The 24893-nt window shown below is 69.8% G+C and carries 23 protein-coding genes; 14 read left to right on the top strand and 9 right to left on the bottom strand.

From position 1 onward, the window contains the following. Positions 1-14: 14 nt before the first annotated feature. Positions 15-584 (bottom strand): hypothetical protein, encoded by a 570-nt coding sequence (locus ACZ6ZD_RS18600; RefSeq protein WP_465673633.1) that lies wholly within the window; start codon positions 582-584, stop codon positions 15-17. Positions 585-731: 147 nt separating this feature from the next. Here ACZ6ZD_RS18600 and ACZ6ZD_RS18595 point away from each other — a divergent pair, with 147 nt between their 5' ends. Together ACZ6ZD_RS18595 and trmB are read left to right on the top strand one after the other, a co-directional pair. Further along, on the top strand, positions 732-3716 hold the full coding sequence (locus tag ACZ6ZD_RS18595) for a bifunctional [glutamine synthetase] adenylyltransferase/[glutamine synthetase]-adenylyl-L-tyrosine phosphorylase (RefSeq protein WP_465673631.1): 2985 nt from the start codon (positions 732-734) through the stop codon (positions 3714-3716). Positions 3717-3842: 126 nt separating this feature from the next. After that, positions 3843-4547, top strand: a complete 705-nt coding sequence (trmB, locus tag ACZ6ZD_RS18590; RefSeq protein ID WP_465673629.1) for a tRNA (guanosine(46)-N7)-methyltransferase TrmB — start codon at positions 3843-3845, stop codon at positions 4545-4547. Here the strand turns inward: trmB and ACZ6ZD_RS18585 are convergent. Continuing rightward, complete coding sequence (locus ACZ6ZD_RS18585) at positions 4528-7092, bottom strand: family 78 glycoside hydrolase catalytic domain (RefSeq protein WP_465673627.1); 2565 nt, start codon at positions 7090-7092, stop codon at positions 4528-4530. The genes trmB and ACZ6ZD_RS18585 overlap by 20 nt on opposite strands. Before the next feature lie 92 nt (positions 7093-7184). On the opposite strand from ACZ6ZD_RS18585, the gene ACZ6ZD_RS18580 reads away from it, so the two are divergent. From ACZ6ZD_RS18580 to ACZ6ZD_RS18555, 6 genes are all read left to right on the top strand, one after another. After that, complete coding sequence (locus tag ACZ6ZD_RS18580; protein ID WP_465673625.1) at positions 7185-8588, top strand: M1 family metallopeptidase; 1404 nt, start codon at positions 7185-7187, stop codon at positions 8586-8588. Positions 8589-8679: 91 nt separating this feature from the next. Next, a complete protein-coding gene (locus ACZ6ZD_RS18575) occupies positions 8680-8793 on the top strand; it encodes a putative leader peptide (RefSeq protein WP_465673623.1) in 114 nt (37 codons plus the stop codon). A gap of 81 nt (positions 8794-8874) precedes the next feature. Continuing rightward, positions 8875-9939 (top strand): ABC transporter substrate-binding protein, encoded by a 1065-nt coding sequence (locus tag ACZ6ZD_RS18570; RefSeq protein WP_465673621.1) that lies wholly within the window; start codon positions 8875-8877, stop codon positions 9937-9939. Positions 9940-9963: 24 nt separating this feature from the next. Next, on the top strand, positions 9964-10764 hold the full coding sequence (locus tag ACZ6ZD_RS18565; RefSeq protein WP_465673619.1) for an ABC transporter ATP-binding protein: 801 nt from the start codon (positions 9964-9966) through the stop codon (positions 10762-10764). Continuing rightward, positions 10751-11626, top strand: coding sequence for an ABC transporter permease (locus tag ACZ6ZD_RS18560; protein WP_465673617.1), 876 nt, complete (start codon positions 10751-10753; stop codon positions 11624-11626). The genes ACZ6ZD_RS18565 and ACZ6ZD_RS18560 overlap by 14 nt, the downstream gene beginning before the upstream one ends. 73 nt (positions 11627-11699) lie before the next feature. Further along, positions 11700-12098, top strand: coding sequence for a PLD nuclease N-terminal domain-containing protein (locus ACZ6ZD_RS18555; RefSeq protein WP_465673615.1), 399 nt, complete (start codon positions 11700-11702; stop codon positions 12096-12098). Between the two features lie 10 nt (positions 12099-12108). Here the strand turns inward: ACZ6ZD_RS18555 and ACZ6ZD_RS18550 are convergent, their stop codons facing one another. From ACZ6ZD_RS18550 to ACZ6ZD_RS18535, 4 genes are all read right to left on the bottom strand, one after another. Beyond that, a complete protein-coding gene (locus tag ACZ6ZD_RS18550) occupies positions 12109-12363 on the bottom strand; it encodes a WhiB family transcriptional regulator (RefSeq protein ID WP_465673613.1) in 255 nt (84 codons plus the stop codon). 224 nt (positions 12364-12587) lie between these two features. Next, positions 12588-12962: a fluoride efflux transporter CrcB gene (gene crcB, locus ACZ6ZD_RS18545; protein ID WP_465673611.1), complete on the bottom strand. Its 375-nt coding sequence runs from the start codon at positions 12960-12962 to the stop codon at positions 12588-12590. Next, on the bottom strand, positions 12941-13351 hold the full coding sequence (locus ACZ6ZD_RS18540) for a fluoride efflux transporter FluC (protein ID WP_465673609.1): 411 nt from the start codon (positions 13349-13351) through the stop codon (positions 12941-12943). Before ACZ6ZD_RS18540 ends, crcB begins: the two co-directional genes overlap by 22 nt. Continuing rightward, positions 13348-13878 (bottom strand): histidine phosphatase family protein, encoded by a 531-nt coding sequence (locus ACZ6ZD_RS18535; protein ID WP_465676066.1) that lies wholly within the window; start codon positions 13876-13878, stop codon positions 13348-13350. The genes ACZ6ZD_RS18540 and ACZ6ZD_RS18535 overlap by 4 nt, the downstream gene beginning before the upstream one ends. Positions 13879-14519: 641 nt before the next feature. On the opposite strand from ACZ6ZD_RS18535, the gene ACZ6ZD_RS18530 reads away from it, so the two are divergent. Together ACZ6ZD_RS18530 and ACZ6ZD_RS18525 are read left to right on the top strand one after the other, a co-directional pair. Next, a complete protein-coding gene (locus ACZ6ZD_RS18530) occupies positions 14520-15599 on the top strand; it encodes a 3-deoxy-7-phosphoheptulonate synthase (protein ID WP_465673607.1) in 1080 nt (359 codons plus the stop codon). A 73-nt stretch (positions 15600-15672) separates the two neighbouring features. Further along, positions 15673-17748, top strand: coding sequence for a phosphocholine-specific phospholipase C (locus tag ACZ6ZD_RS18525; RefSeq protein WP_465673605.1), 2076 nt, complete (start codon positions 15673-15675; stop codon positions 17746-17748). Here ACZ6ZD_RS18525 and ACZ6ZD_RS18520 read toward each other — a convergent pair. Further along, positions 17738-18748 (bottom strand): LacI family DNA-binding transcriptional regulator, encoded by a 1011-nt coding sequence (locus ACZ6ZD_RS18520; protein WP_465673603.1) that lies wholly within the window; start codon positions 18746-18748, stop codon positions 17738-17740. The genes ACZ6ZD_RS18525 and ACZ6ZD_RS18520 overlap by 11 nt on opposite strands. 128 nt (positions 18749-18876) lie before the next feature. On the opposite strand from ACZ6ZD_RS18520, the gene ACZ6ZD_RS18515 reads away from it, so the two are divergent. The 4 genes from ACZ6ZD_RS18515 to ACZ6ZD_RS18500 all read left to right on the top strand — a co-directional run bounded on the left by ACZ6ZD_RS18515 (position 18877) and on the right by ACZ6ZD_RS18500 (position 23690). Continuing rightward, positions 18877-19875, top strand: coding sequence for a substrate-binding domain-containing protein (locus tag ACZ6ZD_RS18515; protein WP_465673601.1), 999 nt, complete (start codon positions 18877-18879; stop codon positions 19873-19875). A 352-nt stretch (positions 19876-20227) separates the two neighbouring features. Then, positions 20228-21061 (top strand): ABC transporter permease, encoded by an 834-nt coding sequence (locus tag ACZ6ZD_RS18510; RefSeq protein ID WP_465676064.1) that lies wholly within the window; start codon positions 20228-20230, stop codon positions 21059-21061. Continuing rightward, on the top strand, positions 21058-21852 hold the full coding sequence (locus ACZ6ZD_RS18505) for an ATP-binding cassette domain-containing protein (protein WP_465673599.1): 795 nt from the start codon (positions 21058-21060) through the stop codon (positions 21850-21852). Before ACZ6ZD_RS18510 ends, ACZ6ZD_RS18505 begins: the two co-directional genes overlap by 4 nt. Beyond that, positions 21849-23690: a glycoside hydrolase family 32 protein gene (locus ACZ6ZD_RS18500; protein WP_465673597.1), complete on the top strand. Its 1842-nt coding sequence runs from the start codon at positions 21849-21851 to the stop codon at positions 23688-23690. The genes ACZ6ZD_RS18505 and ACZ6ZD_RS18500 overlap by 4 nt, the downstream gene beginning before the upstream one ends. Here ACZ6ZD_RS18500 and ybaK read toward each other — a convergent pair. Both ybaK and ACZ6ZD_RS18490 read right to left on the bottom strand, forming a co-directional pair. Continuing rightward, positions 23677-24165: a Cys-tRNA(Pro) deacylase gene (gene ybaK, locus ACZ6ZD_RS18495; protein WP_465673595.1), complete on the bottom strand. Its 489-nt coding sequence runs from the start codon at positions 24163-24165 to the stop codon at positions 23677-23679. The two genes, ACZ6ZD_RS18500 and ybaK, sit on opposite strands and share 14 nt — an antisense overlap. Continuing rightward, entirely contained in the window at positions 24158-24820 is a 663-nt protein-coding gene (locus ACZ6ZD_RS18490; protein WP_465673594.1) for a helix-turn-helix transcriptional regulator, read from the bottom strand. Before ACZ6ZD_RS18490 ends, ybaK begins: the two co-directional genes overlap by 8 nt. Positions 24821-24893 lie beyond the last annotated feature (73 nt).

Here is a 24893-nt window from a genome sequence, read left to right as displayed (position 1 = left end):
GCAACAGAGTGTGTTCAGAGTGAAGTGGCGGCCTTGAGCAGCTCGTCGGGGGCGGGCTCGGCCGTGAGAGGTTCGGCCGGGACCGTGTCGGAGCCGTGGGTCGACGTCCAGCGCGCGGCGGCCGTCGAGTGCCGGTACGGCGGTTCGACCGGATCGTCGTCGACCGGCACCGCGTCGACCGGCACCGGCTCGACCGGCTCGAGGACCGGTTCGGCGGCCGGCTTCGGCGGGACGACCGGCGTCCCGTCGGGAGCCATCGCGTGCACCTCCTCGACGGTCAGGAAGCCGACCGGCCGGGTGCCTTCGGTGATCACCACCACCGAACCCGGGACGAGCTGCTGGGCCTTGGCCCCCTGGCCGGGCACGAGAATGCCGTCGGCCTGGGTGCGCCAGGCGCTCGGCGCGAAACCGCGTAACGCGATCCCGGCCTGCCCGTCGTCCGCGGTCCGTGGTGGCAGGAACGCGGTGGCTGTGTAGTCGTAGTCGTAGTCCGGCTCGGGCGGCCCGGACACTCGCCCGCCCTGCTGGGGCGTCAGCCAGACCACCATGCCCCGAACGGCGAGCGACCCCGTCATCATGACCATGACGCCTCATCATGCCGATTACTGCCCGAATACGCCAGGCAACTCCGTGTGTTGACCGCAATCCCCTTTAGATGTCCCTGCAACCGGCTCGCGTTACTGCCGAGATTCTGTCACGGGACCCGTCCGGACCCGGATAACCTGACCGTCGTGGCGGAGGCGCAAAGAGGGTCCGGAGAAGGCCGGCTGGTCCGGTTGGGGTTCGGCGACCCGCAGGGCGCGACCGCGCTGCTGCGGCAGCTGGACGCCCTCGATCCGCACGGCCCGATCGCGACCGAGCAGCTGATCACGACGCTGTCGGAGTCCGCCGACCCGGATCTCGCCCTGCACGGCCTGCTCGGGATGGCCGAGGCGCTGCACCGTAACGACTACGACCTCGGCGCGTTCACCCGCATGCTCGAGATGGACGACGACTTCCGCCGCCGGCTCGTCTACGTGCTCGGCGCCAGTGAGGCCTTTGGCCGGCACCTCAGTGTGCACCCGCGGCACTGGTACGACCTGGCCGATCCGTCGCTGACCGGGTCCCGGCCCTCGATCGAGGACGTCGCCGCCAAGCTGGCCACCGCGGTCGACGCGGACAAGCCGGTCGACGCGTTGCGGGTCGAGTACCGGCGGCTGCTGCTGCGGCTGGCCGCTCGGGATCTGGCCGAAGGGCTACTGGTCGACGAGGTCGCCGCCGTCCTGGCCGATCTGGCCGGCGGCGCGTTGGAGACCGCGCTGCGGATCGCGCGCAACGACTACTTCGCCGCTCATCCCGGCGCGGCCGACTGCCGGCTCGCGATCATTGCCATGGGCAAGTGTGGTGGCCGGGAGCTCAACTACGTCAGCGATGTGGACGTGCTGTTCGTCGCGGAGCCGCTGGACGGCGAGCCCGAGCTGCCGGCGCTGAAGACGGCGTCCCAGCTGGCCGCGGCCGCGATGCGGATCTGCTCCGACCACACCGGCGAAGGCACGCTGTGGCCGGTCGATGCCGCGCTCCGGCCGGAGGGGAAGTCGGGCCCGCTGGTCCGCACGCTCGACAGTCATCTCGCGTACTACGGGCGTTGGGCGAAGACCTGGGAGTTCCAGGCGCTGCTCAAGGCGCGCCCGGTGGCCGGCGACGCGGAGCTCGGCCGCGAGTACCTCGAGCGGATCGGCAAGCTGGTCTGGTCGGCGGCCGATCGGGAGGGGTTCGTCACCGACGTCCAGGCGATGCGCCGCCGCGTCGTCGACCACATTCCCGCGGCCGATGTGGATCGTCAGCTCAAGCTCGGCCCCGGCGGACTGCGCGACGTCGAGTTCGCCGTCCAGCTGCTGCAGCTCGTGCACGGGCGCAGTGACGAGGCGGTCCGTAGCGGGACGACGCTGGTCGCGTTGGAGTCGCTGACGACGAGTGGGTACGTCGGCCGGACGGACGGCGCCGTCCTCGCGGACGCGTATCGGTTCCTGCGGTCGATGGAGCATCGCATTCAGCTGTACCGGCTTCGGCGTACGCATCAGGTGCCGGACGACGACGCGGACCTGCGGCGGCTCGGGCGTTCGCTGGGCTTCACGAAGAACCCGGTGGCGGATCTGACGGCCGCGTGGAAGAAGCACGCGCTGGAGGTCCGGCGGCTGCACGAGAAGCTCTTCTACCGGCCGCTGCTCGCGGCCGTCGCACGGATTCCGGGTGGTGAGGTCCGGCTGACGCCGGAGGCGGCGCGCCAGCGGCTGACCGCGCTCGGGTACACCGATCCGGCGTCCGCGCTGCGGCACATCGAGGCGCTGTCGGAGGGAGTGTCCCGGCGGTCCTCGATCCAGAAGGCGTTGCTCCCGGCGATGCTCGGCTGGTTCGCCGAGTCGCCTGATCCGGACGCCGGGTTGCTCGCGTTCCGCACGATCTCGGACAGCCTCGGCTCGACGCCGTGGTACCTGCGCCAGTTGCGCGACGAGGGTGCGTCGGCCGAGCGGCTGGCGCACCTGCTCGCGAGCGGGCGGTACGCCGTCGATCTGCTGCAGCGCGCGCCGGAGGCGACCGCGATGCTCGCCGACGAGCGCGAGCTGGTCCCGCGGACGCCGGAGGGTCTGCTGACCGAGATGTCCGCGGCCGCGGGCCGCCAGGAGCAGCCGGAGGCGGCCGTCGCCGCGATCCGCGCCGTCCGCCGCCGGGAGCTGTTCCGGGTTGCCGCCGCGGATCTGTCCGGGCTGGTCGAGGTCGAGGCGGTCGGCGACGCGCTGACCGGGATCTCGGTCGGGACGCTGACCAGCGCGCTCGAGGTCGCCCGGCGGAAAGTCGCGAAGGGACAGCCGGAGCCGACCCGGATGGCGATCGTCGCGATGGGCCGGTTCGGCGGCCACGAGCTCGGCTACGGCAGCGACGCGGACGTGATGTTCGTCCACGACCCGCTACCCGGTGCGGATGAGAAGGCCGCGACCGACTTCGCGACCCAGGCCGCGACCGAGTTGCGGCGGATGCTCGCGCTGCCGGGTGCGGATCCGGCGGTGGCCATCGATGCGGATCTCCGGCCGGAGGGCCGGCAGGGTCCGCTGGTCCGGACACTGGCGTCGTACGCGTCGTACTACGCGCGCTGGTCCGCGGTCTGGGAGGCGCAGGCGCTGCTGCGCGCCGATCCGCTCTGCGGCGACGCCGACCTCTGTACGGCGTTCCGCGCGCTGATCGATCCGCTGCGCTACCCGCCGAACGGGATCAGCGAGCGGGACGTGATGGAGATCCGCCGGATCAAGGCTCGCGTCGACGCCGAGCGGCTGCCCCGCGGCGCGAACCGCAGTACGCACACCAAGCTCGGGCGCGGCGGGCTCGCCGATATCGAGTGGACCGTCCAGCTGTTGCAGCTCCGCGAGGCCCGAAACATCCCCGGCCTGCGCACGACCCGGACGCTCACGGCGCTCCGGGCCGGGGTCGAGGCCGGCCTGGTCGACGCGACCGAGGCCGAGACGCTGGGCATCGCCTGGGAATTCGCCAGCCGGATCCGGAACGCGATCATGCTCGTCCGGGCCCGCCCCGGCGACTCGCTGCCCACCGACCCCCGCGACCTCGCCGCCGTCGCCCAGATCTGCGGCTACCCGCCCGGCGAATCGAGCCGCTTCTCCGACGACTACCTGCGCATCACCCGCCGTGCCCACAACACCGTCGCCCGCCTCTTCTGGGACGACTAGTGCGGGCGGAGCAACGGGTACTAGTCGGCGACGGGCTGTCGGCGCCTGCGGCGGACGGAGGTCGGGGCGGTCGCCCGGCCGACCTCTACCCGTTCGTCGGTACGGCTGTCTCGTAAACTCTGGTCGGTGGAGACGACGGAACGGGTCAAGCGGCGGGGTGTGCTGAGCACTACGCAGCGTGGTGTGCGGATGACGGCCGGGCAGAAGCGGGCGTGGGATGCGCACTGGTCCGAGCTGGGGACCACGGTGGCGGAGCTGGCCGAGGGGCCGGCGGATCTGGCCGCGTGGTTCGGGCGCGAGGCGCCGACCGTGCTGGAGATCGGGTCCGGGATGGGGGACGCGACCGCGCAGCTGGCGGTGGCCGCGCCGGAGGTGAACCACCTGGCCGCAGAGGTCTACACGGCCGGCCTCGGGCAGCTGATGATGTGGGTCGAGAAGTACAGCCTGGAGAACGTGCGGCTGCTCAAGGGCGACGCGACCGTGTTCCTGGCCGAGCACGTCGAGCCGGGACAGCTGGCAGGCATCCGGATCTACTTCCCGGACCCGTGGCCGAAGAAGAAGCACCACAAGCGGCGGCTGATCGCCCCAGGCTTCGTCGCGCTGGCCGCCTCCCGGTTGCAGCCGGGCGGGACGTTGCACCTGGCAACGGATTGGGCGCACTACGCCGACCAGATGCTCGCGGTCTGCGACGCCGAGCCGTCGTTGCGGAACTCGTACGACGGGTGGGCGCCGCGCCCCGAATGGCGGCCGGTGACCAAGTTCGAGGCGCGCGCGCAGGCCGAGGGCCGCGAGGTCCGCGACCTGATCTACGTCAAGCGGTCCGGCTCGTGAAGTTCCAGATCCCGGCCCCGACGGTATAGATCGTGTAGCCGTCCGCGTACGTCGCTTCGCCCGCGAGTGACTGAGGGACGGCGGCGACGTCCGTGGCCGACTCGGACGGCACATGCACCTCGGCCGTCATCCCGACCGGTACGTGTACCTCCAGCGCGAACACCCGGCTGACCTGCCGCCACGACACGGTCACCCGGCCGCGGATCGTCGTCGTCCGGATACTCGCGGACGTCGTAGCGCCGCGCGCATCCGGGCGGACGACGATGCGCTCCCAACCGGCGCCGACGTTCCGCAGACCGGCGACGTTCTCCAGGATCCACTGCACGACCGTGCCCTGGAAGTAGTGGTTGCGCGAGCGTGAGTCGGCCTCCCACATCTCCCACATCGTGTCCGCGCCCTGATCGAACCAGTAACCCCAGCTGGGATAAGTCCGCTGCAGCGCGACCTTCGTTGCCGCGTCGCCGTACCCGTGCGCGGTCAGTACCGGGAGCAGCAGACCGACGCCGAGGCAGCCGGTGTTCAGGTGGAAATCGCGCTGCTCGACGTCCGCGGCCAGGTTCGCGGCGACGCGGTCGGCCAGGTCTTCCGGAACGATGCCGAAGGCAAGCGGTACGACATTCGACGTCTGCCGGTAGTCGGGGTCGTCGGCGCTGCGATAGATCGCCTGGTCGCGGTCCAGGAACAGGCGATTGATGCCGTCGGCAAGCTCTCCGGCGGCCTTGCGGTAGTCGTGCGGCTGCCCGATCAGGTCGCCGATCTCCGCGGCCGCGAGCAGCGCGCGATACAGGTACGCCGTACCGGTGAGCCGCCGGTCCTCGGGGGCCGGGCCGTCGCTGTACCCGGGCGGGAGCCAGTCGCCGAGCACGCTGACGGACAAGCCGTCCTCGACCCGGTCGAGCTCCCACTTCAGGTAGCGGGTGAGCGCGTCCCAATGCTCGCGGAGCAGTCGCTCGTCGCCGTACGCGCGGTGTAGCTCGTGCAGCAGGATCGGGTAGACGGTCGGCCACTCGGTCGCGGGGGAGAGCTCCTCGAACCCCCAGCCGTTGGTCGGCACGATCACCGGCAGCTGGCCGGAATCGGCCTGGCTGTCGCGGATGTCGCCGAGCCATTTGCTGAAGAAGCGCGCAAGGTCGAGGGTGGCCAGCATCGTCGGCGCGCCGACCTGGGCGTCGCCCGTCCAGCCGTTCTTCTCGTAGAACGGAGTATCGGTCGGGATGCCGTGCAGGTTGCTCAGCACGGTCCGCCGCATCGCCTGCTCGAACTGTTCGTACGCCGGCTCACTCGACGTGAACGCGGTCACCGAGCCGACGTCGGAGTTCACGACCCGGAGCTCGACCTCCGGCCGCGCGCCCTCGATCTGGACGTAGCGGAATCCCTTGTAGGAGAACCGCGGCTCCCACTCCTCGACGTCGGAGCCCGCCGCGAGGTACTCGTCGCGCTGGATCCGGTCCCCGTCGACATGACCGTTCACCGCGACTACGTTGCCGTTGGCAACTGTCTCGCCGTAGGTCAGGCTGATCATGGTCCCGGCCTCGGCGGAGACCCGGAGCCGCACCCAACCGGCGGTGGTGCGGCCGAAATCGGCGATCCACACCCCGGGCCGGACTTCGTCCACCGTCACGGGCGGGACTGTCTCGACCACCCGGATCGGCTCGTGCTCCTGCGCTCGTAGCCGGCCGGACGGCGCCTCGACCAGCGCGGCCGCCGACCAGGTGGAGTCGTCGAAGGCGGCGGTGTCCCAGCCAGGCAGGGCGCGGCGGGCGTCGTACGTCTCGCCGGTGTAGAGGGAGTCGGAGATGGTCGGCCCGCCGGTGACCCGCCAGGCCTCGTCGGTGCCGACCTCGGCGACCCGGCCGTCGGCGTACTCGATCACGAGCCGGGCGAGCAGGCGGGGCTCGCTCGTCCAGGGCGCTTGGTGCCACCGCCAGACGTTGGGGGTGTTCATCGCGAAGAAGCCGCGGCCGAGCTCGGCGCCGACGGCGTTGTCACCTGGCTGGAGGAGCTCGGTGACGTCGTGGGTGACGTAGAGGACGGTACGTCCGTAGTCGGTGAAACCTGGGTCGAGGACGGCGTCGGTCACCGGTTGGCCGTTGAGGCGGAGGTCGGCGTACCCGAGGCCGCTCGCGTACAGGCGGGCGCGCCGGACGTCGCCGTCCACGGTGAAGGAGCGGCGGAGCAGGGGAGCGGTGTCGGTCGCGCCGCCGATCCATTGCGCGCCGGCGAAGCCCTCGCCACGGAGCGCGGTCTCGAACCAGTCCGTCGCGGCCTGGGTCTCGCGGTCGTCGGCGTCCCAGACCTGGACCGACCATTCGTACCGCGTCCGCGGCGTGAGCGGCGGGCCGTCGTACTCGATCCCGAAACTGCGATCGGACGCGACCTTCCCGGAGTCCCACACCTCGGTCTGCCCGGACCGCACCAGCACCCGGTACGCCGTCTGGACGGCGCCGTATCCCGGCGCGGTGACGACCCAGCTGAACCGCGGCCGGTCCGCATCGGTTCCCAACGGGCGGACGGCGTACTCGGTCTTCAGCGCTCCGACCAGCATCGGCGGCGGCTCCTCAGCTTTACAGGGACGATACGTCCGTCTTGATTACCTGCTCGGTGACCCATCAGCAAGTGTGAACAAGGGGAGTGCCCATGCAGCTTGTCCGCAAACTAGGTCTGCTGGCCGTGGCCGGGGCCGTGTTGACCGGATCCGGCCTCGTCCCGGCGTCCGCCGAGGAGCGGTTGATGCCGACGCTCGGGAACGACGGGTACGACGTCCAGTCGTACGCCGTCGCCTACGACTACCGCCCGGAGACGTCGCGGATGACGTCGTCGGTCGACATCGTGGCGCGGGCCTCGGAGGGGCTGGCGGCGTTCAAGCTGGACGCCGTGGCGCGGGAGGTGCGCTCGGTCCGGGTGAACGGGCTGCCTGCGGCGTACACGCTGGACAATACGGCCGAGAAGCTCTCGATCACGCCGAAGCTGCCGTTGCTGAGTGGGCTGCCGTTCACGGTGCAGATCGCGTTCGTCGCGGACCGGTCGCTGGAGCCGAAGTCGCCGGCGTTCGGGGAGCAGGACAAGTTCGACCGCTGGACCGACTGGGAAGGCGGCTTCCAGCTGATGGGCCAGCCGGATCGGTCGCATCTGTTCTTCCCGATGAACGACATCCCGAGTGACAAGGCGAAGGTCAGCTTCCGGGTGACGGTGCCGAAGGGATATCAGGCGGTCGCCAACGGAACGTTGCGTTCGACGCGGACGGCGGGCGATCGGACGACGTACGTCTTCGGCACCCGCGACCCCATCCCCACCCACGTCACCCAGCTCGCCGTCGGGCGCCTGACCGAGTTCAAAGGGACCGGCCCGCACGGTCTGCCGCTGCGCTCCTTCGTCGACAGCACCAAGGCGGACGCCGCCCGCGGCCGGGTGGGGCTCGTCCCCGCGCAGCTGAAGTGGGTCGAGGAGGCGATCGGTGCGCCGTACCCGTTCGAGACGTACGGCGTGCTCGGCGTCGGTGGGGTCAGGGGGTACGCGCTGGAGAGTGCGACGCTGTCGATGTTCAGCGCCGACTACCTCACCGGCCCCGCCGACAAGGGCACCGGGACGATGATCCACGAGCTCGTCCATCAGTACTTCGGTAACGCGGTCTCGGTCCGGAACTGGGACGACATGTGGCTGAGCGAGGGGCACGCGGCGTACTACACCGGCCTGTACCGCGACTCCCAAGGTGATGTGAAGCTGGACGACTTCATGCGCGACGCCTACCAGTTCGAGACCGAGCAGCGCCCGCAGTACGGCCCACCCGGCCGCCAGCAGGACCTCGCCGGCCTGCTCGCCGGCACCAACCCCGGCGGCGCCGTCATGCTCTACGGCCTTCGGCAGCAGCTGGGCGCCGAGACCTTCCGGACCATCGAGCGCACTTTCTTCAACCGCTTCCGCCACAAGTCCGCCTCGACCCAGGACTACATCGACGTCGCCAACGAGGTCTCCGGTAAGGACCTGACGAAGTACGTCAACGACTGGATCTACGGCACGACGACTCCGCCCTTCCCGGGCTGACCCCGGCCTGCCCTCATCGGACCCGATCGAAAATGATCGTTTGTCTCATTTTCTGATTTCTCGTCTCAGATCGTGAAATACGAGGCTGTTGATGGACATTGTCGGGTTTGATGGGGGCATGCAGGTCACCGCCAACCGGCCCGCCGACGCGCTCACGCGCCGTCGGCATGTCGACCTGCTCCGGGTCGCCTCCGCAACCTGTTGACCTTCGGCGTCGCCCTCAGCCCGCTCTGCTGATCACGCCCGCTCGTGGCCGCCGGCCACCCGCATCCTTTGAAGGTCTCCTGTGCGTACTGCCCGTTTTCGTCCCCGCCTGCTCGCCGTCGCCCTGGCGCTCACCGTCGCTGCGGCCGGCTGCAGCCGCGCCGAGCGCGACCCGGAGCCGGTCGCCGCGACCGGTAAGGGCCCGGCCGCCGAGCTGCGGCTCGGCTTCTTCCCGAACGTGACCCACGCGGCGGCTCTGGTCGGGCTCGACCAGGGGCTGTTCACGAAGGACCTCGGCAGCACGAAGCTGGTGCCGACGAAGTTCAACGCCGGGCCGGAGGCTGTCGGCGCGTTGCTCGGCGGTTCGCTGGACGCGTCGTTCATCGGTTCGGGCCCGGCGATCAACGCGTACGCGAAGTCGAACGGCGAAGCGGTCCGGCTGATCGCCGGCGCGACGTCCGGCGGCGCGCAGCTGGTCGTGAAGCCGACGATCACCAAGCCGGAGGACCTGGTCGGCAAGACCGTGGTGACTCCGCAGCTCGGCAACACGCAGGACGTGTCGCTGAAGAAGTGGCTGGAGGAGAAGGGCCTGACCGGCAAGGTCAAGGTCACCAACCTCGAGAACGCGCAGACCCTGGACGCCTTCAAACAAGGGCAGGTGGACGCCGCCTGGCTGCCCGAGCCCTGGTCGTCGCGGCTGGTGCTGGACGCCGGCGCCAAGGTGCTGCTCGACGAGAAGAGCCTGTGGCCGGACGGCAAGTTCCCGACGACGGTGCTGATCGTCCGAACGCAGTTCCTGCAGGAGCACCCGGAGTCGGTCAAGGCGCTGCTGAGCGGTCTGGTCGCGTCGATCGACTTCGCGAACAAGGACCAGGCGCAGACCAAGACCGTGGTGAACAAGCAGCTCAAGGAGCTCACCGGCAAGGACCTGAAGCCGGCCGTGATCGATCGCGCGTTCGGCAACATCCAGATCACCGCCGACCCGGTCGCCGCGACCTTCGAGCAGCTCGCCAAGGACCAGGTCACCGCCAAGATCGCCAAGGACGCGCCCAAGGTGGCCGGCTTCGCCGACTTCGCCCTGCTGAACGAGGTCCTCGGCAAGGCCGGTCAGCCGACCGTCGCCGCCGCCGGTCTCGACGCCAAGTAGTCCCCGCCGAACAAGGAGACAGCCATGACCGCGACCGTCGAGGCAGCGCGCGCAGTGACCGAGGACGTCGTCCGCCCGGTGCGTTTTCATCAGGTGGGTAAGGCGTTCGGGACCGGCAAGAAGTCGGTCGTCGCGCTGGACGGCGTCGACCTCGACGTCGCGGCCGGGGAGTTCGTCTGCCTGCTCGGCGCGTCCGGGTGCGGTAAGACCACCTTGCTGAACCTGGTCGCCGGGCTGGACCAGCCGACCACCGGCCGGATCGAGGTGGGCTCTTCGCGGCCGGCTGTGGTCTTCCAGGAGGCCGCGCTGATGCCGTGGCTGACCGCCGCCGGGAACGTCGAGCTGCCGTTGCGGATGGCCGGCGTCCCGAAGGCGCAGCGCCGGGCGAAGGCGGCCGAGCTGCTCGAGCTGGTCCGGCTGGCTGGGCTGGGCGACAAGCGTCCGCACGAGCTGTCCGGCGGGATGCGGCAGCGCGTCGCGCTGGCCCGCGCGCTCGCGTCGACCACCGACAACACCGGCGCCGACGCGGGAAAGCCGTCGCTGCTCCTGATGGACGAGCCGTTCTCCGCGCTCGACGCGATCACCCGCGACGTGTTGCAGGGTGAGCTGCTGCGCATCTGGCAGGCGACCGGGACGGCGATCCTCTTCGTCACACACGACGTCCGCGAGGCCGTCCGGCTCGGCCAGCGCGTGGTGCTGCTCTCGTCGCGCCCGGGCCGCGTCGTCCGGGAGTGGCAGGTCGCCGAGCTGACCGACGAGGCCGCGACGGTCGAGGAGATCAACACCGAACTGCGTCAGGTGATCAGCAGCCATGCCGCCGCTTGATCTGAAGGACGGCTCGGTCGAGGCCGGGCTGGACGCGCTCGACACCCCGGTCAACGCGCCGGAGGGCAACCTGCTGCGCCGGATCGCGGCCCGGGCGCTGCCGCCGATCGGCGCGATCGTGCTGGGGATCGTCATCTGGCAGGTGCTCTGGGCCGCGGCCTTCTGGCCCGAGTTCAAGCTGCCGGCGCCGATCGCGGTCTGGAACCTGATCTGGGAGCTGATCACCTCCGGCAAGATCTTCGAGCTGTTCTGGACGTCGGTGCACCGGGCCGTGATCGGCTTCGCGATCTCGCTGCTGATCGCCGTCCCGCTCGGGCTCGCGATCGCGAACATCCAGGTCGTCCGCCGGGGGATCGGGCCGCTGGTCTCCGGGCTGCAGAGTCTGCCGTCGGTGGCCTGGGTGCCGGCCGCGATCCTCTGGTTCGGGCTGAACGACTCCGCGATCTACTGGGTCGTGCTGCTCGGCGCCGTCCCCTCGATCGCGAACGGCCTGGTCTCCGGTCTGGATCAGGTGCCGCCGATCCTGCCCCGGGTCGGCAAGGCGCTCGGCGCCGGCCGCCTCGGCGGCATCCGGTACATCTTGCTGCCGGCCGCGCTGCCCGGGTTCCTGGGCGGGCTCAAACAGGGCTGGGCGTTCTCCTGGCGGTCGCTGATGGCCGCCGAGCTGATCGCGACCTCACCCGATCTGGGCGAGGGACTCGGCCAGTACCTGCACAACGGGATGTCGCTGTCGGACATCTCGATGGTGTTCGCGGGCATCCTGCTGATCTTCGTGGTCGGCGTCGGGATCGAGCTGCTGGTCTTCCGCCCGCTGGAGAACTCGGTGCTGAAAGCCCGCGGACTGACCGGCTCGGCGCGCTGAATCCGGTTACGGCTCCGCAACTGCGGGGCCGTGTCCCGGCGTCGGTTCGGTCCCGCGCCGTACTGTGGGGGGCGTGGGTCGATATCTGCCGTTCCTGATCAGCCTGGCGCTCACCATCTACGCGCTGTTCCACTGCATCCAGACGCCCGATGACGAGGTGCCGCACCTGCCGAAGCTGGTGTGGATCGTGATCATCGTGTTCGTCCCGTTCGCCGGGCCGATCGTCTGGCTGCTCCTGGCGCGCCGTAGCGGCGCGGCCAAGCGTGAGCGTGCGGTCAAGCCGCAGCGACCGCCGGGTCGCCCCACGGCGCCCGACGACGACCCGGACTTCCTCAAGTCCCTGGATCGCTACCGGGATCCGCGCACGACCGGCACACCGCCGGCCGCGCCGCGGCCCGAGGATGCGACGGATCAGACCGGTGAGACGCCCAAGGACGAGTCACCGACCGAATCCGACGACGGCAAGAAGTAGACCGCGCACCTCACGCGGACTTGCGGTGCTCCAGTGGGGCGTTGTCACGCTCGGACTCCGTGGTACCGCCCCAGACGCCGTACGGCTCTCCGACCGACAAGGCGTGCTGGCGGCACTCGGGCTGGACCGGGCAGGTCCCGCACAGCGACTTGGCCACCATCTCGCGAGCGCGTTTGCGAACGCCACGCTCCGATTCGGGGGAGAAGAACAGCTCCGGGTTGACGTCGCGGCACGCAGACTGCGACTGCCAGTCCCACAAATCCATGAGCGGGCGGGGTAGGCGAGGCATCCCTCTCGACATGGCAACCTCCTATGACTCACCGTGAGCGCGGACGGGCGCTCGGTGAAAACTATGCTCAACTCATGCCGAGTTCAACCCTTGTCGTCTCGAACTTCGGTCCATTCGTTATCAGCGCGTGCCGTTGCAGGCTGTGATCACGGTGTTTCACGCGGAGAGTGTGTTCACCGGCTCACCGACTGTGACATGGATCACGCTGAGATTACGGCCCCGATCAGGGCCGCAATCAGTCCGATTCCGAGGTTCAGGATCACGTTCAGCAAGGCTTTTGCGCGCTGCCCGGATCCGGCCAGCGCGACGGTCTCGGCCGCGAACGTGCTGTACGTCGTGAACGCCCCGCAGAACCCGACGCCGATCAGCAGGCTCCAGCTCCCGGTGACTCCGCTCAGCAGCCCGAGGACGAAACTGCCGGCGACGTTCACGGTGAAGGTTCCCCAGGGCAACGGGTGCTGACTGCCCCGCAACACCCGCCCCACAAGGTGTTTGTCGACCAGGAACCGCAGTGGCGCGCCGATCGCGGCGCCGAGCGCGACGAGCAGGACGCTCATCGCCGCCGCCCCAGCCACGCGCCCAAGGATGCCGCCAGCAACGCAGTAACGATCGTGCCGAAGAAGTAGGCGAAGGCAACGAACAAATGCGCGTGCGTTTGCACGTGCAGCAGCTTCTCGGTATCGACGGCGTACGTCGAGAAGGTCGTGAATCCGCCGAGGATGCCGGTGCCGAGAAAGGGCCGCAGCAGCGGATGGGATTGCGGGGTCAATCGCGCGAACAGCACGCCGATCGCCAGACAGCCCGCCACGTTCGTCAGGAAGGTCGCCCAGGGAAATCCGCCCGGGGAATGCGGAATCGCCGCCGCGAGCCCGTAGCGGGCCAGCGAGCCGGCGACTCCGCCGAGGGCGATCACACCGAGTACCCGCGGTAACCCCGGTGGTCGCAGTACCTGCGCTTCGCTCACTCCGCCGGATCGTAGCGGTAGTACTCGTGCCCGCCGTGCGCCGTCCCGGCCTCGCCGGTCAGGGCCTCGATGACGGTCGAGTGGGTGATGGCGAGCACCGGGCCGCTGGTCAGCGCGGTGTGCCGGGCCAGCGCCGCCAGCGCCCGCTCCCGGACCCGGGACCGCGGCTCCCAGCGCCGCTCGATCCCCTCCGGCCACTCGCCGCCGTACGCCGCGAACTCGGCCTGCGCGGCCCGGACGTCGGAGACGCCGCGCCAGCCGGTGTTGTCGGGCACCCAGTCCCGCAGGTCGTAGTCGACGCGGACGCCGAGCGCGAGCCGGTGCCCGACGACGGCCGCGGTCTGCAGCGCGCGGGTGTACGGCGAGCTGACCAGGTACGTCGCGCCGATCCCGCTGAGCAGGTCCGCGAGCGCTTCGGCCTGCCGGACGCCGTCGGCGGTCAGCGGCGCGCTGTCGGCCGCGGCGCCGGGCAGGCCGTGGTCGTCCACGCGGCCGTAGTCGGGCTCGCCGTGCCGGACGAGGTAGATCTGGGTGACGGACGCCGGGCTACCGAAGATGTCGAGCCCCAGCCCAGCCCTGGGGAGCGGACGGAGGTCGGGTGCGGTGAAGATCGTCGAAGAGTTGATCGATGCCTCCGGGCGGTTGGGGGCGATTCGAGGGAGGTGGTTCGGATCGGGTGTCCAGCCAGCGCACCTCGGTGGCGCCCTGGTGCCCGTGCACGGCGAGCACGGCCTCCAGACCCGGCCAGACAGCTGTCGCGGGGTTGTCGCCGCGCCAGCGCAGTGCCACCGATCCGTCGCTGAACTCGCAGCCCTCCGCGACCACGCCGGTCCCGGAGACGCCACTCGGATCGCGGTACCGCACCAGCTCGAAGACCCGCGGCCTCACTCTGCCTGGCACCCCTCACGTCTCGACCCGTTGTTGCAGCGCTCAACGAGCCCGGGGACGGGTTGGTTACTGCACGGGTGCTATCGTCGGTCCCGTGAAGCGCAGCTATTGGCGATTTTTTGAGTGGCCGGCTCCGGTGCCGGGCAGCTCAGCCGATCGCTGACGCCTCCCCGCATTCGCCAAGCCGGCCCCAAGGCAAGGACACCCGTCCTTGCCTTTTCTCGTTTCAGCCGGCTGACTGCGACCTTCCGCGGTGCTCCGGCGGAAAGGTCCCACCACCATGAACACCTTGCCCCGACGATCCGATCAGGCCGCCGTGGTCGATCGGCGGATCGAGAAGACCGTCCCGCTGATCACGCCGCTCGCCCTGCACGACGAGCTGCCGATGACCGACGAGCTCGCCCGGACCGTGGTCGCCGGCCGCCAGGCCGTCGCCGACGTGCTGAACGGCGTCGACGACCGGCTGCTGGTCGTTGTCGGCCCCTGCTCGGTACACGACGCCGAGGCCGCCCTGGAGTACGCCGAGCGGCTGCGCCCGGTCGCGGAGCGGCTCTCCGACGGCCTGCTCGTGGTGATGCGGGTGTACTTCGAGAAGCCGCGCTCGACCCTGGGCTGGAAGGGCCTGATCAACGACCCGGGTCTGGACGGCTCCGGCGACGTCAACCGCGGCCTGCGGATCGCCCGGCAGCTGCTGCTCCAGGTGACCGAGCTGGGCCTCCCGGTCGGCTGCGAGTTCCTCGACCCGATCACCCCGCAGTACATCGCCGACACCGTCGGCTGGGGCGCGATCGGCGCGCGGACGGTCGAGAGCCAGGTGCACCGGCAGCTCTCGTCCGGTCTGTCGATGCCGATCGGGATGAAGAACCGGCCCGACGGGAGCATCGCGACCGCGGCCGACGCGATCAAGGCCGCCGCCGTCCCGCACGTGTTCACCGGTATCGCGCACGACGGCGCCCCGGCGATCCTGCACACCCGCGGGAACCCGGACTGCCACCTCGTCCTCCGCGGCTCCGACACCGGCCCGAACTACGACGCCGAGTCGATCGCGGCCGCGACCGAGCTGCTCCGGACGGCGGGCCTGCCGGAGCGGGTGGTCGTCGACGCCAGCCACGGCAACAGCCGCAAGGACCACCGCCGGCAGCCGGTCGTGGCGGCCGAGATCGGCGCGCAGGTCGCCGCGGGGGACCGGTCGATCGTCGGCGTCATGCTCGAATCTTTCCTCGCCGAAGGTCGGCAAGACCTCGACCCGACCCGCGAGCTGGTCTACGGCCAGTCCGTCACCGACGCCTGCATGGGCTGGGAGACGACTGAGGCGGTCCTGACCGAGCTGCGTGATTCTGCTCTCAAGCGACGCGGCTGAACAGCTATGAACTGACCTGGGAATTCATCTGGGGGTCTTGCGGCGGCAACTGGCCGCTCATAAGGTCCGGACCATGACGGATATCTCCCGGCGCCTGGTGCTCGGTTCGGCGGCCGGCGGGGCAGCGTTGTCGCTGCTCCCGCCGTCGCTGCACGCCGCGATGGCGCAACCTGTGAGGCGTGGCGGTCTGCGAGCGATCGAGCACGTGATCGTGCTGATGCAGGAGAACCGATCGTTCGACCACTACTACGGCACGCTGCGCGGCGTCCGCGGGTACGGCGACCGCCAGCCGCTGCGGCTGCGGAACGGCCGCAGCGTCTTCCATCAGCCGAAGACCGGCGGCGGCGAGGTCCTGCCGTTCTCGATCCGCGCCGCGGCCGCCGCGGCCGGCCGCAAACCCGACGACATCCAGTACCTCGGCGCCCTCCCGCACGGCTACAGCGACGCGACCCAGGCCTGGAGCAACGGCTGGAACGACAACTGGGTCCAGGCCAAGACAGCCGCCTCGATGACCCACTACGACCGCCGCGACATCCCGCTGCAGTACGAGCTCGCCGAGACCTTCACGATCTGCGACGCCTACCACTGCTCGGTGAACGGCTCCACCAACCCGAACCGCAACTACCTCTGGTCGGGCACCGTCGGCTACGAGCCCGGGACGACGCAGCGCGCGGTCACCAACGCTGCCTACGACTACGACCACCAGGGCTACGACTGGACGGCGTACCCCGAACGGCTGGAGAAGGCCGGCGTCTCCTGGCAGATCTACCAGGAGTGGGACAACTTCACCGACAACGCGGTCGAGTACTTCAAGACCTTCAAGGAGCTCGGACGTCGCATCCTCGCGTCGGTACCCGGTGGGTACCGGACCACCGAGGAGTTCTACGACAAGCTGTTCGCGAAGACGCCTGCCGAGCAGCAGCAGGCGCTCAAGGACCTGGCGGCTGCCGTGGCCAAGCAGCCGAAGGCCGATCAGAAGCTCTTCCACCAGGCGATGTACCGCTCCGAGCCGGAGTCGCTGATCACGCGCGTCAAGGCCGACATCAAGGCCGGCAAGTTGCCGCGGGTCAGCTGGCTGGTGCCGTCCGCGGTGGACTCCGAGCACCCGGGCTCGTCCACGCCGGTCGCCAGCGCGAACCTCGTCTACGAGCTGCTGGACGCGATCGCGGCCGACCCGGAGGTCTGGTCCAAGACCGCGCTGTTCATCAACTTCGACGAGAACGACGGGTACTTCGACCACGTCCCGCCGCCGGTGGCGCCGCGGCCGGAGTCCGGTGAAGGCGACGACTGGTACGCCGGGCAGCCGATCGGCCTCGGTCCGCGCGTGCCGATGACCGTGGTGTCGCCGTGGACCGTCGGCGGGCATGTGAACTCGCAGGTGTTCGACCACACGTCGGTCCTGCGGTTCCTCGAGCGATGGACCGGCGTCCGCGAGCCGAACATCAGCAGCTGGCGGCGGACGGCGTGCGGCGACCTCACCTCGGCCTTCGACTTCGACCGCTCGTACCGGCAGCCCAAGGTGGACGCGCCCGGCCCGATCCCGGCGCCGATCGCCCGCTGGAAGCCGACCCCGCCGGTCGACCAGGCCGTGCCGCAGCAGGAGACTGGACGCCGTCCGGCCCGCCCGTTGCCTTACCGGCCGGCGGTTTCCGGCTTCGTTGCCAACGGCAAGCTCAAGGTGGCGCTCGGCAACGAAGGAGCCGAGCCTGCGCATTTCGCGATCTACTCCTACGGCGGTGAGCTGCCGCTGCCGGTCCACCTCGACGTCCGCCGGGAGCACGCCGAGGCGATCGCCGTCGACGGGCCGTACGAGTTCGCCGTCCAGGGGCCGAACCGGTTCTGGGTCGAGCTGGCCGGGTCGACCGACGGGCTCGCCGCGGGGCTCGACGTCCAGACTTGCCAGCGCGGCAACAGTCTCGAGCTCGGTCTGGTCAACACGTCCCGCAAGCCGTTGACGCTGAAGCTGAAGGCGCGTGGTTACGGCAGCAAGGCGGTCACGGTCACGCTGCGCGGCAAGCAGAGTCGTGAGGTGCCCTGGCCGACCGACACCGGCTGGTACGACGTCGAGGTCACCGTGGTCGAGGACACGACGTACCGGCGCCGGCTGAGCGGCCACCTGGAGACGGGCCGCGCGAGCGTCACCGGCTGATCGGAGTCCGCGGGCAGCCGCACGACTGCCGGTGCATGATCTCGGCCGGCAGGCGGATGGTTTGTGCGGGAGCGCCGGGGTCGTTCATCCGGCGGAGCAGTAGCTGAACGGCCCGGGCGCCGATCGCCGTGGATGGTTGCGCCACGGTGGTCAGCCCTGGGCTGAACAGGTCGGCCCAGGTGAAGTCGTCGAAACAGGCCAGCGCCATGTCTTTCGGGACGTCGACGCCGGCGGCGTGGAAGGCGGCCAGCGCGCCGATCGTCATGCTGCTGTTGCCGGTGAACAGCGCGGTCGGGCGGTTGTCGAGCTCCAGCAGCTCCCAGGTCGCCTTCCGGCCGCCTTCGCTGGACGACGAGCCGACGCGGATCAGCTCGGGGTCGACCGGGACGTTCGCGTGCTGATGGGCGAGCCGGTAGCCGCGGACGCGTTCGGCGCTCGTCGACAGGCCGGGGATGCCGCTGAGCATCCCGATCCGGGTGTGGCCGAGGGACAGCAGGTGGTCGACGATCGCCGTACTGGCGGTCTCGTTCTCGACGCCGACCTGGTCGATCCGCAGCTCGGGGTCGATCCGGTCGACGACGACGTACGGGATCGCGTGGTCGCGCAGCATCGGCAGGGTGAGGTCGCGCCAGTGGTCGGCGGGGGCGATCACCAGGCCCTCGATCCGGTGCGCGAGCAGGTTCGCGACGGCGGCGGACTCGTAGCGCGCGTCGTCGCGGGTGTCGACGATGATCAGGTTCAGGCCGGCGCGGGTGGCCTCGCCGTCGATGCCCTGGATCAGCTCGACCCAGTAGGGATTGCTGGCCACGGTGATCGCGAGACCGATCGTCCGGTTCGAGCCGGCCGCCAGGGAGCGCGCCGTCGGCTGGTGCCGGTAACCGAGCCGCTCCATCGCGCGCTGCACCCGCTCGCGGGTCGCGGGGGCGACCAGACGGGTGCCGTTGACCACGTGCGAGACGGTGCTGACCGACACTCCAGCGGCGCGAGCGACCTCGGTCATGGTGACCATCCGTCGTATGGTCGTTGCTCAGGGTGCTTTGCGCAAGGTTTTGCGCAAAGCCGGAAACCAGTGGGCGGACCGGTCTAGCTTCGCGACTCACAACCGACCCCGCTCGGGAGGGCAGACCCGTGAGAAGAACCGTCCCCGCCGTCCTGCTGACCGTCACCCTGCTGGGGACGGCGGCCTGCACCCAGACCAAGAGCGGGAGTGACAGCGGCTCGAGCGACGGGCCGGTGAAGATCGGCCTGGTCACCAAGACCGACACCAACCCGTACTTCGTGAAACTGCGCGAGTCGGCCAAGGCGCACGCGCAGTCCAAGGGCGCCGAGGTGATCGCGGTCGCCGGTAAATTCGACGGCGACAACGAGGGTCAGGTGGCCGCGATCGAGAACCTCGTCCAGCAAGGCGTGAAAGGGATCCTGATCACGCCGAGCAACTCGACCGGCATCCTCGGGGCGCTCAAACAGGCCAAGGAGAAGGGCGTTCTGGTGATCGCCCTGGACACCGAGACCGATCCGAAGGACGCCGTCGACGCGACGTACGCGACCAACAACGTGACCGCCGGCGAGCTCGAGGGCAAGTACATCAAGGCCACCCTCGGGGCGACGCCGCCCAAGGTCCTGATGATGGACGGCACCCCCGGCGGCACCGTCGACGAACAACGCCACCGCGGCTTCCTCCAAGGCATGGGCCTCAAGGACGGAGACCCCGCGATCATCGGCGCCGCCCCCACCAACGGCGACCAGAACAAGGCCCAGGCCGCCATGGAGAACCTCCTCCAGCGCGACGCCTCCGTCAACGCCGTCTACACCCTCAACGAACCCGCCGCCCGCGGCGCCGTCGCCGCCCTCACCGCCAAAGGCCTGGCCGGCAAGGTCGCCGTCGGTTCCATCGACGGCGGCTGCCAAGGCGTCGCCGACGTCAAAGCCGGCAAGTACCTCGCCACCGTCATGCAGTTCCCCAAGAAGATGGCCGAACAAGGCGTCGACGCCGTCGTAACCTTCGCCAAAGACGGCACCAAACCCACCGGCTTCCAAGACACCGGCGCCCAACTCATCACCGACAAACCCCTCCCCAACCTCGACTCCAAAGACACCACCTGGGGCGCCCAGAACTGCTGGGGCTGACCATGAGTGACGCAAACAAGCCGACGCGCGACTCCGCCTCCGGCGGAGCTGGTAGGTCTGGTGGGGATGGGGTTCCTGGCACCCCCGAGGGTGAACCACGCTCCGGCGGCGCTGCCGCACAGGCCCCGCGCGGCGCCTCCGGCGCGTCCTTCTCCGGCGTGGCCGGGAGCGGGTTGCGGGGGAGGGCTGACGGATGAGCGCGACTGAGAAGGCGGCGCCTTCACTCCGGGGCCGTTCGGCGGAGGCGTTTCTGCATAACCCGGCGCTTGGGCCGCTTGCGGCTTTGGTGGTTGTGGTTGTGGTGTTTTCGGTGAGTACGAGCACGTTTTTGACTGTGGACAACTTGAGTTTGGTGGTTCAGCAGTCGTTGGTGGTGGCTACGTTGGCGCTGGGGCAGACGCTGATCGTGCTGACGGGCGGGATCGATCTGGCGAACGCGGCGATCATGGTGCTCGGGACGATGGTGCTGGCGAAGCTGGTGATCGGGGGGAGCTCGTCCGGGGTTGCGCTGGTGATCGGGTTCTTGGTGTGTGCGGGGTTGGGGGCGGTGTCGGGCGGGTTGGTGACGTGGCTGAACCTGCCGCCGTTCATCGTGACGCTGGGCATGCTGACGGTGGTGCTGGCGGCGGGGCGGTTGTACTCCGAGGGGAACTCGTTCCCGGTGACCGACAACCTGCTCGGCGTCCTCGGCCAGGGCGGGTACCTGTTCGGCCAGATCCGGGTCACCCACGGGATGACGCTGGCCGTGGTGATGTTCGCCGTCACCTGGTACGCGTTGACCCGGACGGCGTGGGGCCGCCATGTGTATGCCTTGGGCAACGACCCGGAGGCGGCCCGGCTGACCGGTATCCACGTCGGCCGGACCCGGTTCAGCGTCTACCTGATCGCCGGCGTGATCTACGCGTTCGCCGCCTGGCAAGCCCTCGGCCGGATCCCGAACGCGGACCCGAACGCCTTCCAGACCGGCAACCTGGACAGCATCACCGCCGTCGTGATCGGCGGCACCAGCCTGTTCGGCGGCCGCGGCAGCGTGCTCGGCACCATCGTCGGCGCACTGATCGTCGCCGTCCTGCGCAGCGGCCTCACCCAGGCCGGCATCGACAGCCTCTACCAGGACGTCGCCACCGGCGTCCTCGTGATCGCCGCCGTCGCCTTCGATCAGATCGTCCGCAGGAGGTCGCGATGACCACCCCCGCGCTCCAGGCCCGCGGCCTGGTGAAACGGTACGGCCGTGTCACCGCGATCGACGGCGCCGACTTCGACCTGCTCCCCGGCGAGGTGCTCGCGGTCGTCGGCGACAACGGCGCCGGCAAATCGAGCCTGATCAAAGCGCTCTCCGGCGCGCTGATCCCCGACGAGGGCACCGTCCTGCTGGACGGCGTCCAGACGCATTTCCACTCACCCCTCGACGCCCGCCAGGCCGGGATCGAGACCGTCCACCAAACCCTCGCCCTCGCCCCCGCGATGGATATCGCGACGAACCTGTTCCTCGGCCGCGAAGTACGCCGTACCGGCCCGCTCGGCAGCGTCTTCCGGCTGCTCGATCGCGCCGCGATGCGGCAGCAGGCCCAGCAACAACTAGATGCCCTCGGCATTGAAACCGTCCAGCACATCGGCCAGCTGGTCGAGACGCTGTCCGGTGGTCAGCGCCAAGCTGTCGCCGTCGCCCGGGCCGCGATGTTCGGCAGCCGGCTCGTCATCATGGACGAGCCGACCGCCGCGCTCGGGGTCAAGGAGTCCGGCCAGGTCCTCGACCTGATCCGGCGGATCCGCGACCGCGGGCTGCCGGTGGTGCTGATCAGTCACGACATGCCGCAGGTTTTCGAGATCGCCGACCGTATCCACGTCCACCGGCTCGGACGCCGCGCCGCCGTCGTACGCCCGGCGGACGCGACGATGAGTCAGGTGGTCTCCCTGATGACCGGGGCCCTGCGCCCCGGCGACCCGGACGCCCCGCCCAACCTGGTGGACACATGACGAACTTTCCCTATCCCGCCACGAACTACCAAGAGGACAACCGCGGCCAGTTCCACTTCAGCACCCGCAGCGGTTGGATGAACGACGTGAACGCTCCGCTGTACTACCGCGGCGTCTACCACCTCTACTACCAGCACGCCCCGAACAGCCTGGTCTGGAACACCATGCACTGGGGACACGCGACCAGCACCGACCTCGTGCACTGGCAGCAACGGCCGATCGCCCTCGACCCGGCGATCCACCCAGGCGATCTCTGGTCCGGCGGCGGCGTCGTCGACTGCGGGAACGAGAGCGGCCTGAAGGACGGCGACCACGACCCGATCCTCGTCTACTCCGGGACGAACGGCGTCACGATCTTCTACAGCCTCGACGGCGGCGACACGTTCACGGCGTACGACGGCGGCCGCAAGGTCGTCACCCCGGCCGGGACGAGCCGCGATCCCAAGGTGTTCTGGGATCCGGCCTCGCAGCGCTGGGGGATGGTCGTCTGGTCCGATGCCGGCGGCAACGGCGTCGACTTCTTCAGCTCGACCGACCTCTTACGCTGGACCTTCACCTCCCGCTACCGAGCCGACTGGCTGTTCGAATGCCCGAACGTGATCCGGATGCCGCTGGACGGCGCCTACCACTGGGTTCTGCACGACGGCGGCGGTCGCTATCTCATCGGCGACTGGGACGGGACGTCGTTCCGCACCGACTGGACGACGCCGCAGAAACTCAACCAGACCGAGACCTTCGCCGGCGCCGGCTACTACGCGGGCCTGAACTTCTCCAACCTGAAAGGCGATCGGGTCGTCTCGATGGCCTGGCAGGGCGAGAACTACGGCTCGATCTGGACCGGTAACGCCTCCTTCCCGGTCGACCTGAAACTGCGCCGGACGACGGACGGCGTCCGCGTCGTCAGTACACCGATCCCCGAGATCTCGTCGCTGCGGGCGAACACCCGCACCTGGCGGGACGTCGTCCTCGACGACCGATCGGCGCGCAGGCTGCTGACCGGCGTCCGCGTGCGTACCTATGAGCTCGAAGCGACGATCGACGTCCGGAGCGCGCGGCGGTTCGGGTTCCGGCTGCAGACCGGGCCGGGAGAGTGGTACGACCGGGAGGTGGCGTACGACGTCCGCGCGCAGCAGCTCGGCGGCGCGACGTTGCGGCCGCAGGCGGGCAAGGTCAAGCTGCGGATCCTGGTGGATCGCGGGCAACTCGATGTCTTCGGCAACGACGGCGAGGTCTACCAGAGCTACAACGTGAACTTCGACAGTCTGCCCGGTGGCGACAGTCTGGAGTTGTTCACCGAGGGCGCGATCCGGCTGGAGTCGTTGACGATCCACGAGCTGGCGTCGATCTGGCGGCCGCCGGGGGAGTCGACCCTGGAGACCAGCCTGCAGGGTCCGTGGTACGCGGCGCGTGGTCAATGGAGTGATGTTGCCGCAGGCAAACAAGGGAAGTCGCCCGGCGACGGCTTCTATCTGAGTACGGCGACCGGGTCGGACTTCACGCTGAACGGCGACGTCCGGCTGGTCGAGGGCGTCGCGGCGGCGCTCACCTTCCGGGCCACGAAGGACGCCTCGCAGCACTACACGGTCAATGTCGACGCGGCCGCGAACGTGGTGAAGTTGTGGCGGCCGGGGCGCGATATCGCGACCGTCCCGCTGCAGGTCGAGCGAGGCCGTACCTACCACTTCACGGTGGAGGCGACCGGGCCGCGGATCAAGGTCGCGCTGGACGGCCGGCAGCTCATCGACGCGGACGACGCGACCACGGCGTCCGGGCAGTTCGGGATGAACGTCTACAACGGGACCGCCGTCGTCCAGGACGTGACGGTCAGCGCGCGATAGCCGCCGTCCGCGCGTTGGTGATCGTGATCAGGTCGGTGGGGGTCAGGCCGAGGTCGAGCCCCCGCCGGCCGCCCGACACGTAGACGGTGTCGTGTGTGGTCGCGGTCTCGTCGACCACGGTCGGCAGCGCGCGCTTCTGGCCGATCGGGCTGATCCCGCCGACGACGTACCCCGTCGTCCGCTCGGCGGCGGCCGGGTCGGCCATCACGGCCTTCTTGCCGCCCACCGCGGCCGCGATCGCCTTCAGGTCGAGCTGTTTGTCCACCGGCACCACCCCGACCGCCAGCTTCCCGTCGACCTCGACCAGCAGCGTCTTGAACACCCGCTCCGGCGCCAGCCCCAGCACCTCGGCCGCCTCCAGCCCGAACGACTTCGCCGCCGGATCGTGCTCATAAGCATGCGTGCTGAAGCCGATCTTCGCCTTGGTCAACGCCACCGTCGCCGGCGTCCCCGCCGCCTGCTTGCTCTTAGCCACTGGCCGAGCTTACGAGACGAACGCAGCAGTGTCCGGGGCTTGGCACGAGCTGGGCCGCCAGCGGGCTGTTCTTCGCCTCGGCCAGGCCGGCTACCAGGTTGAGGTTCATGTGGCAGACGAGCTGGGTGAAGTCGGCGGCCAGGCGCCGGAACGGGCAGTTGACCAGCGCGATGTCGGCGCCGTCTTCGCGGGGTTCGAAGCCGTTCGCTTGGAGGGTCTCGACGAGCGAGTGGTCGGGGCGCGCGAGGGCGGCGCCGTAGGCGCGGGCGTGGCGGTTGACGGCTTCGCGGGGCGAGCCGCCGGTGGTTTCGGCTTCTTGAATGGCGGCGGCGAGGAGGTGGCCGGCGACGGCGTACTGGCGTTCGGGGAGAGTGATCTCGATCTCGGTGTCGGAGCGGTGGTAGAGCTTGGCGGGGCGGCCGGCGCCGGGGCCGGTACGGCCGGTGCGGCGCTCGAAACAGGTGGCGAGCAGGCCTTCGTCGACCAGGCGATCCAGGTGGAAGGCCGCCGTCGTGCGGGGGAGCGCGAGCGCGGCGGCCGCGTCGTCACGGCTGACGGCGGCGGGCTGGGCGACGACGTACTCGTACAGCCGGCGCCGGGTCGGCTCCTCGAGTACGGCCACGGCCTGGAGGCCGGCGTCCCAGCTGCTGTCCACGGGATGATTCTATCGACAACATCGGTTGGTGAAACAGTATGATGTCCGTTCGTTGAAATCTCAGGGAGTGTGG

The sequence above is a fragment of the Kribbella sp. NPDC104218 genome (assembly GCF_055584105.1).
This window is presented reverse-complemented; position numbering and strand designations above follow the sequence as displayed.

Bases quoted from the DNA above. Each gene is read 5' to 3' on its own strand.
- ACZ6ZD_RS18600 (WP_465673633.1), bottom strand. From the start codon at position 584: ATGGTCATGATGACGGGGTCGCTCGCCGTTCGGGGCATGGTGGTCTGG.
- ACZ6ZD_RS18585 (WP_465673627.1), bottom strand. From the start codon at position 7,092: ATGCTGGTCGGAGCGCTGAAGACCGAGTACGCCGTCCGCCCGTTGGGA.
- ACZ6ZD_RS18580 (WP_465673625.1), top strand. From the start codon at position 7,185: ATGCAGCTTGTCCGCAAACTAGGTCTGCTGGCCGTGGCCGGGGCCGTG.
- ACZ6ZD_RS18575 (WP_465673623.1), top strand. From the start codon at position 8,680: ATGGACATTGTCGGGTTTGATGGGGGCATGCAGGTCACCGCCAACCGG.
- ACZ6ZD_RS18565 (WP_465673619.1), top strand. From the start codon at position 9,964: ATGACCGCGACCGTCGAGGCAGCGCGCGCAGTGACCGAGGACGTCGTC.
- ACZ6ZD_RS18560 (WP_465673617.1), top strand. From the start codon at position 10,751: ATGCCGCCGCTTGATCTGAAGGACGGCTCGGTCGAGGCCGGGCTGGAC.
- ACZ6ZD_RS18550 (WP_465673613.1), bottom strand. From the start codon at position 12,363: ATGGATTTGTGGGACTGGCAGTCGCAGTCTGCGTGCCGCGACGTCAAC.
- ACZ6ZD_RS18530 (WP_465673607.1), top strand. From the start codon at position 14,520: ATGAACACCTTGCCCCGACGATCCGATCAGGCCGCCGTGGTCGATCGG.
- ACZ6ZD_RS18525 (WP_465673605.1), top strand. From the start codon at position 15,673: ATGACGGATATCTCCCGGCGCCTGGTGCTCGGTTCGGCGGCCGGCGGG.
- ACZ6ZD_RS18520 (WP_465673603.1), bottom strand. From the start codon at position 18,748: ATGACCGAGGTCGCTCGCGCCGCTGGAGTGTCGGTCAGCACCGTCTCG.
- ACZ6ZD_RS18505 (WP_465673599.1), top strand. From the start codon at position 21,058: ATGACCACCCCCGCGCTCCAGGCCCGCGGCCTGGTGAAACGGTACGGC.
- ACZ6ZD_RS18500 (WP_465673597.1), top strand. From the start codon at position 21,849: ATGACGAACTTTCCCTATCCCGCCACGAACTACCAAGAGGACAACCGC.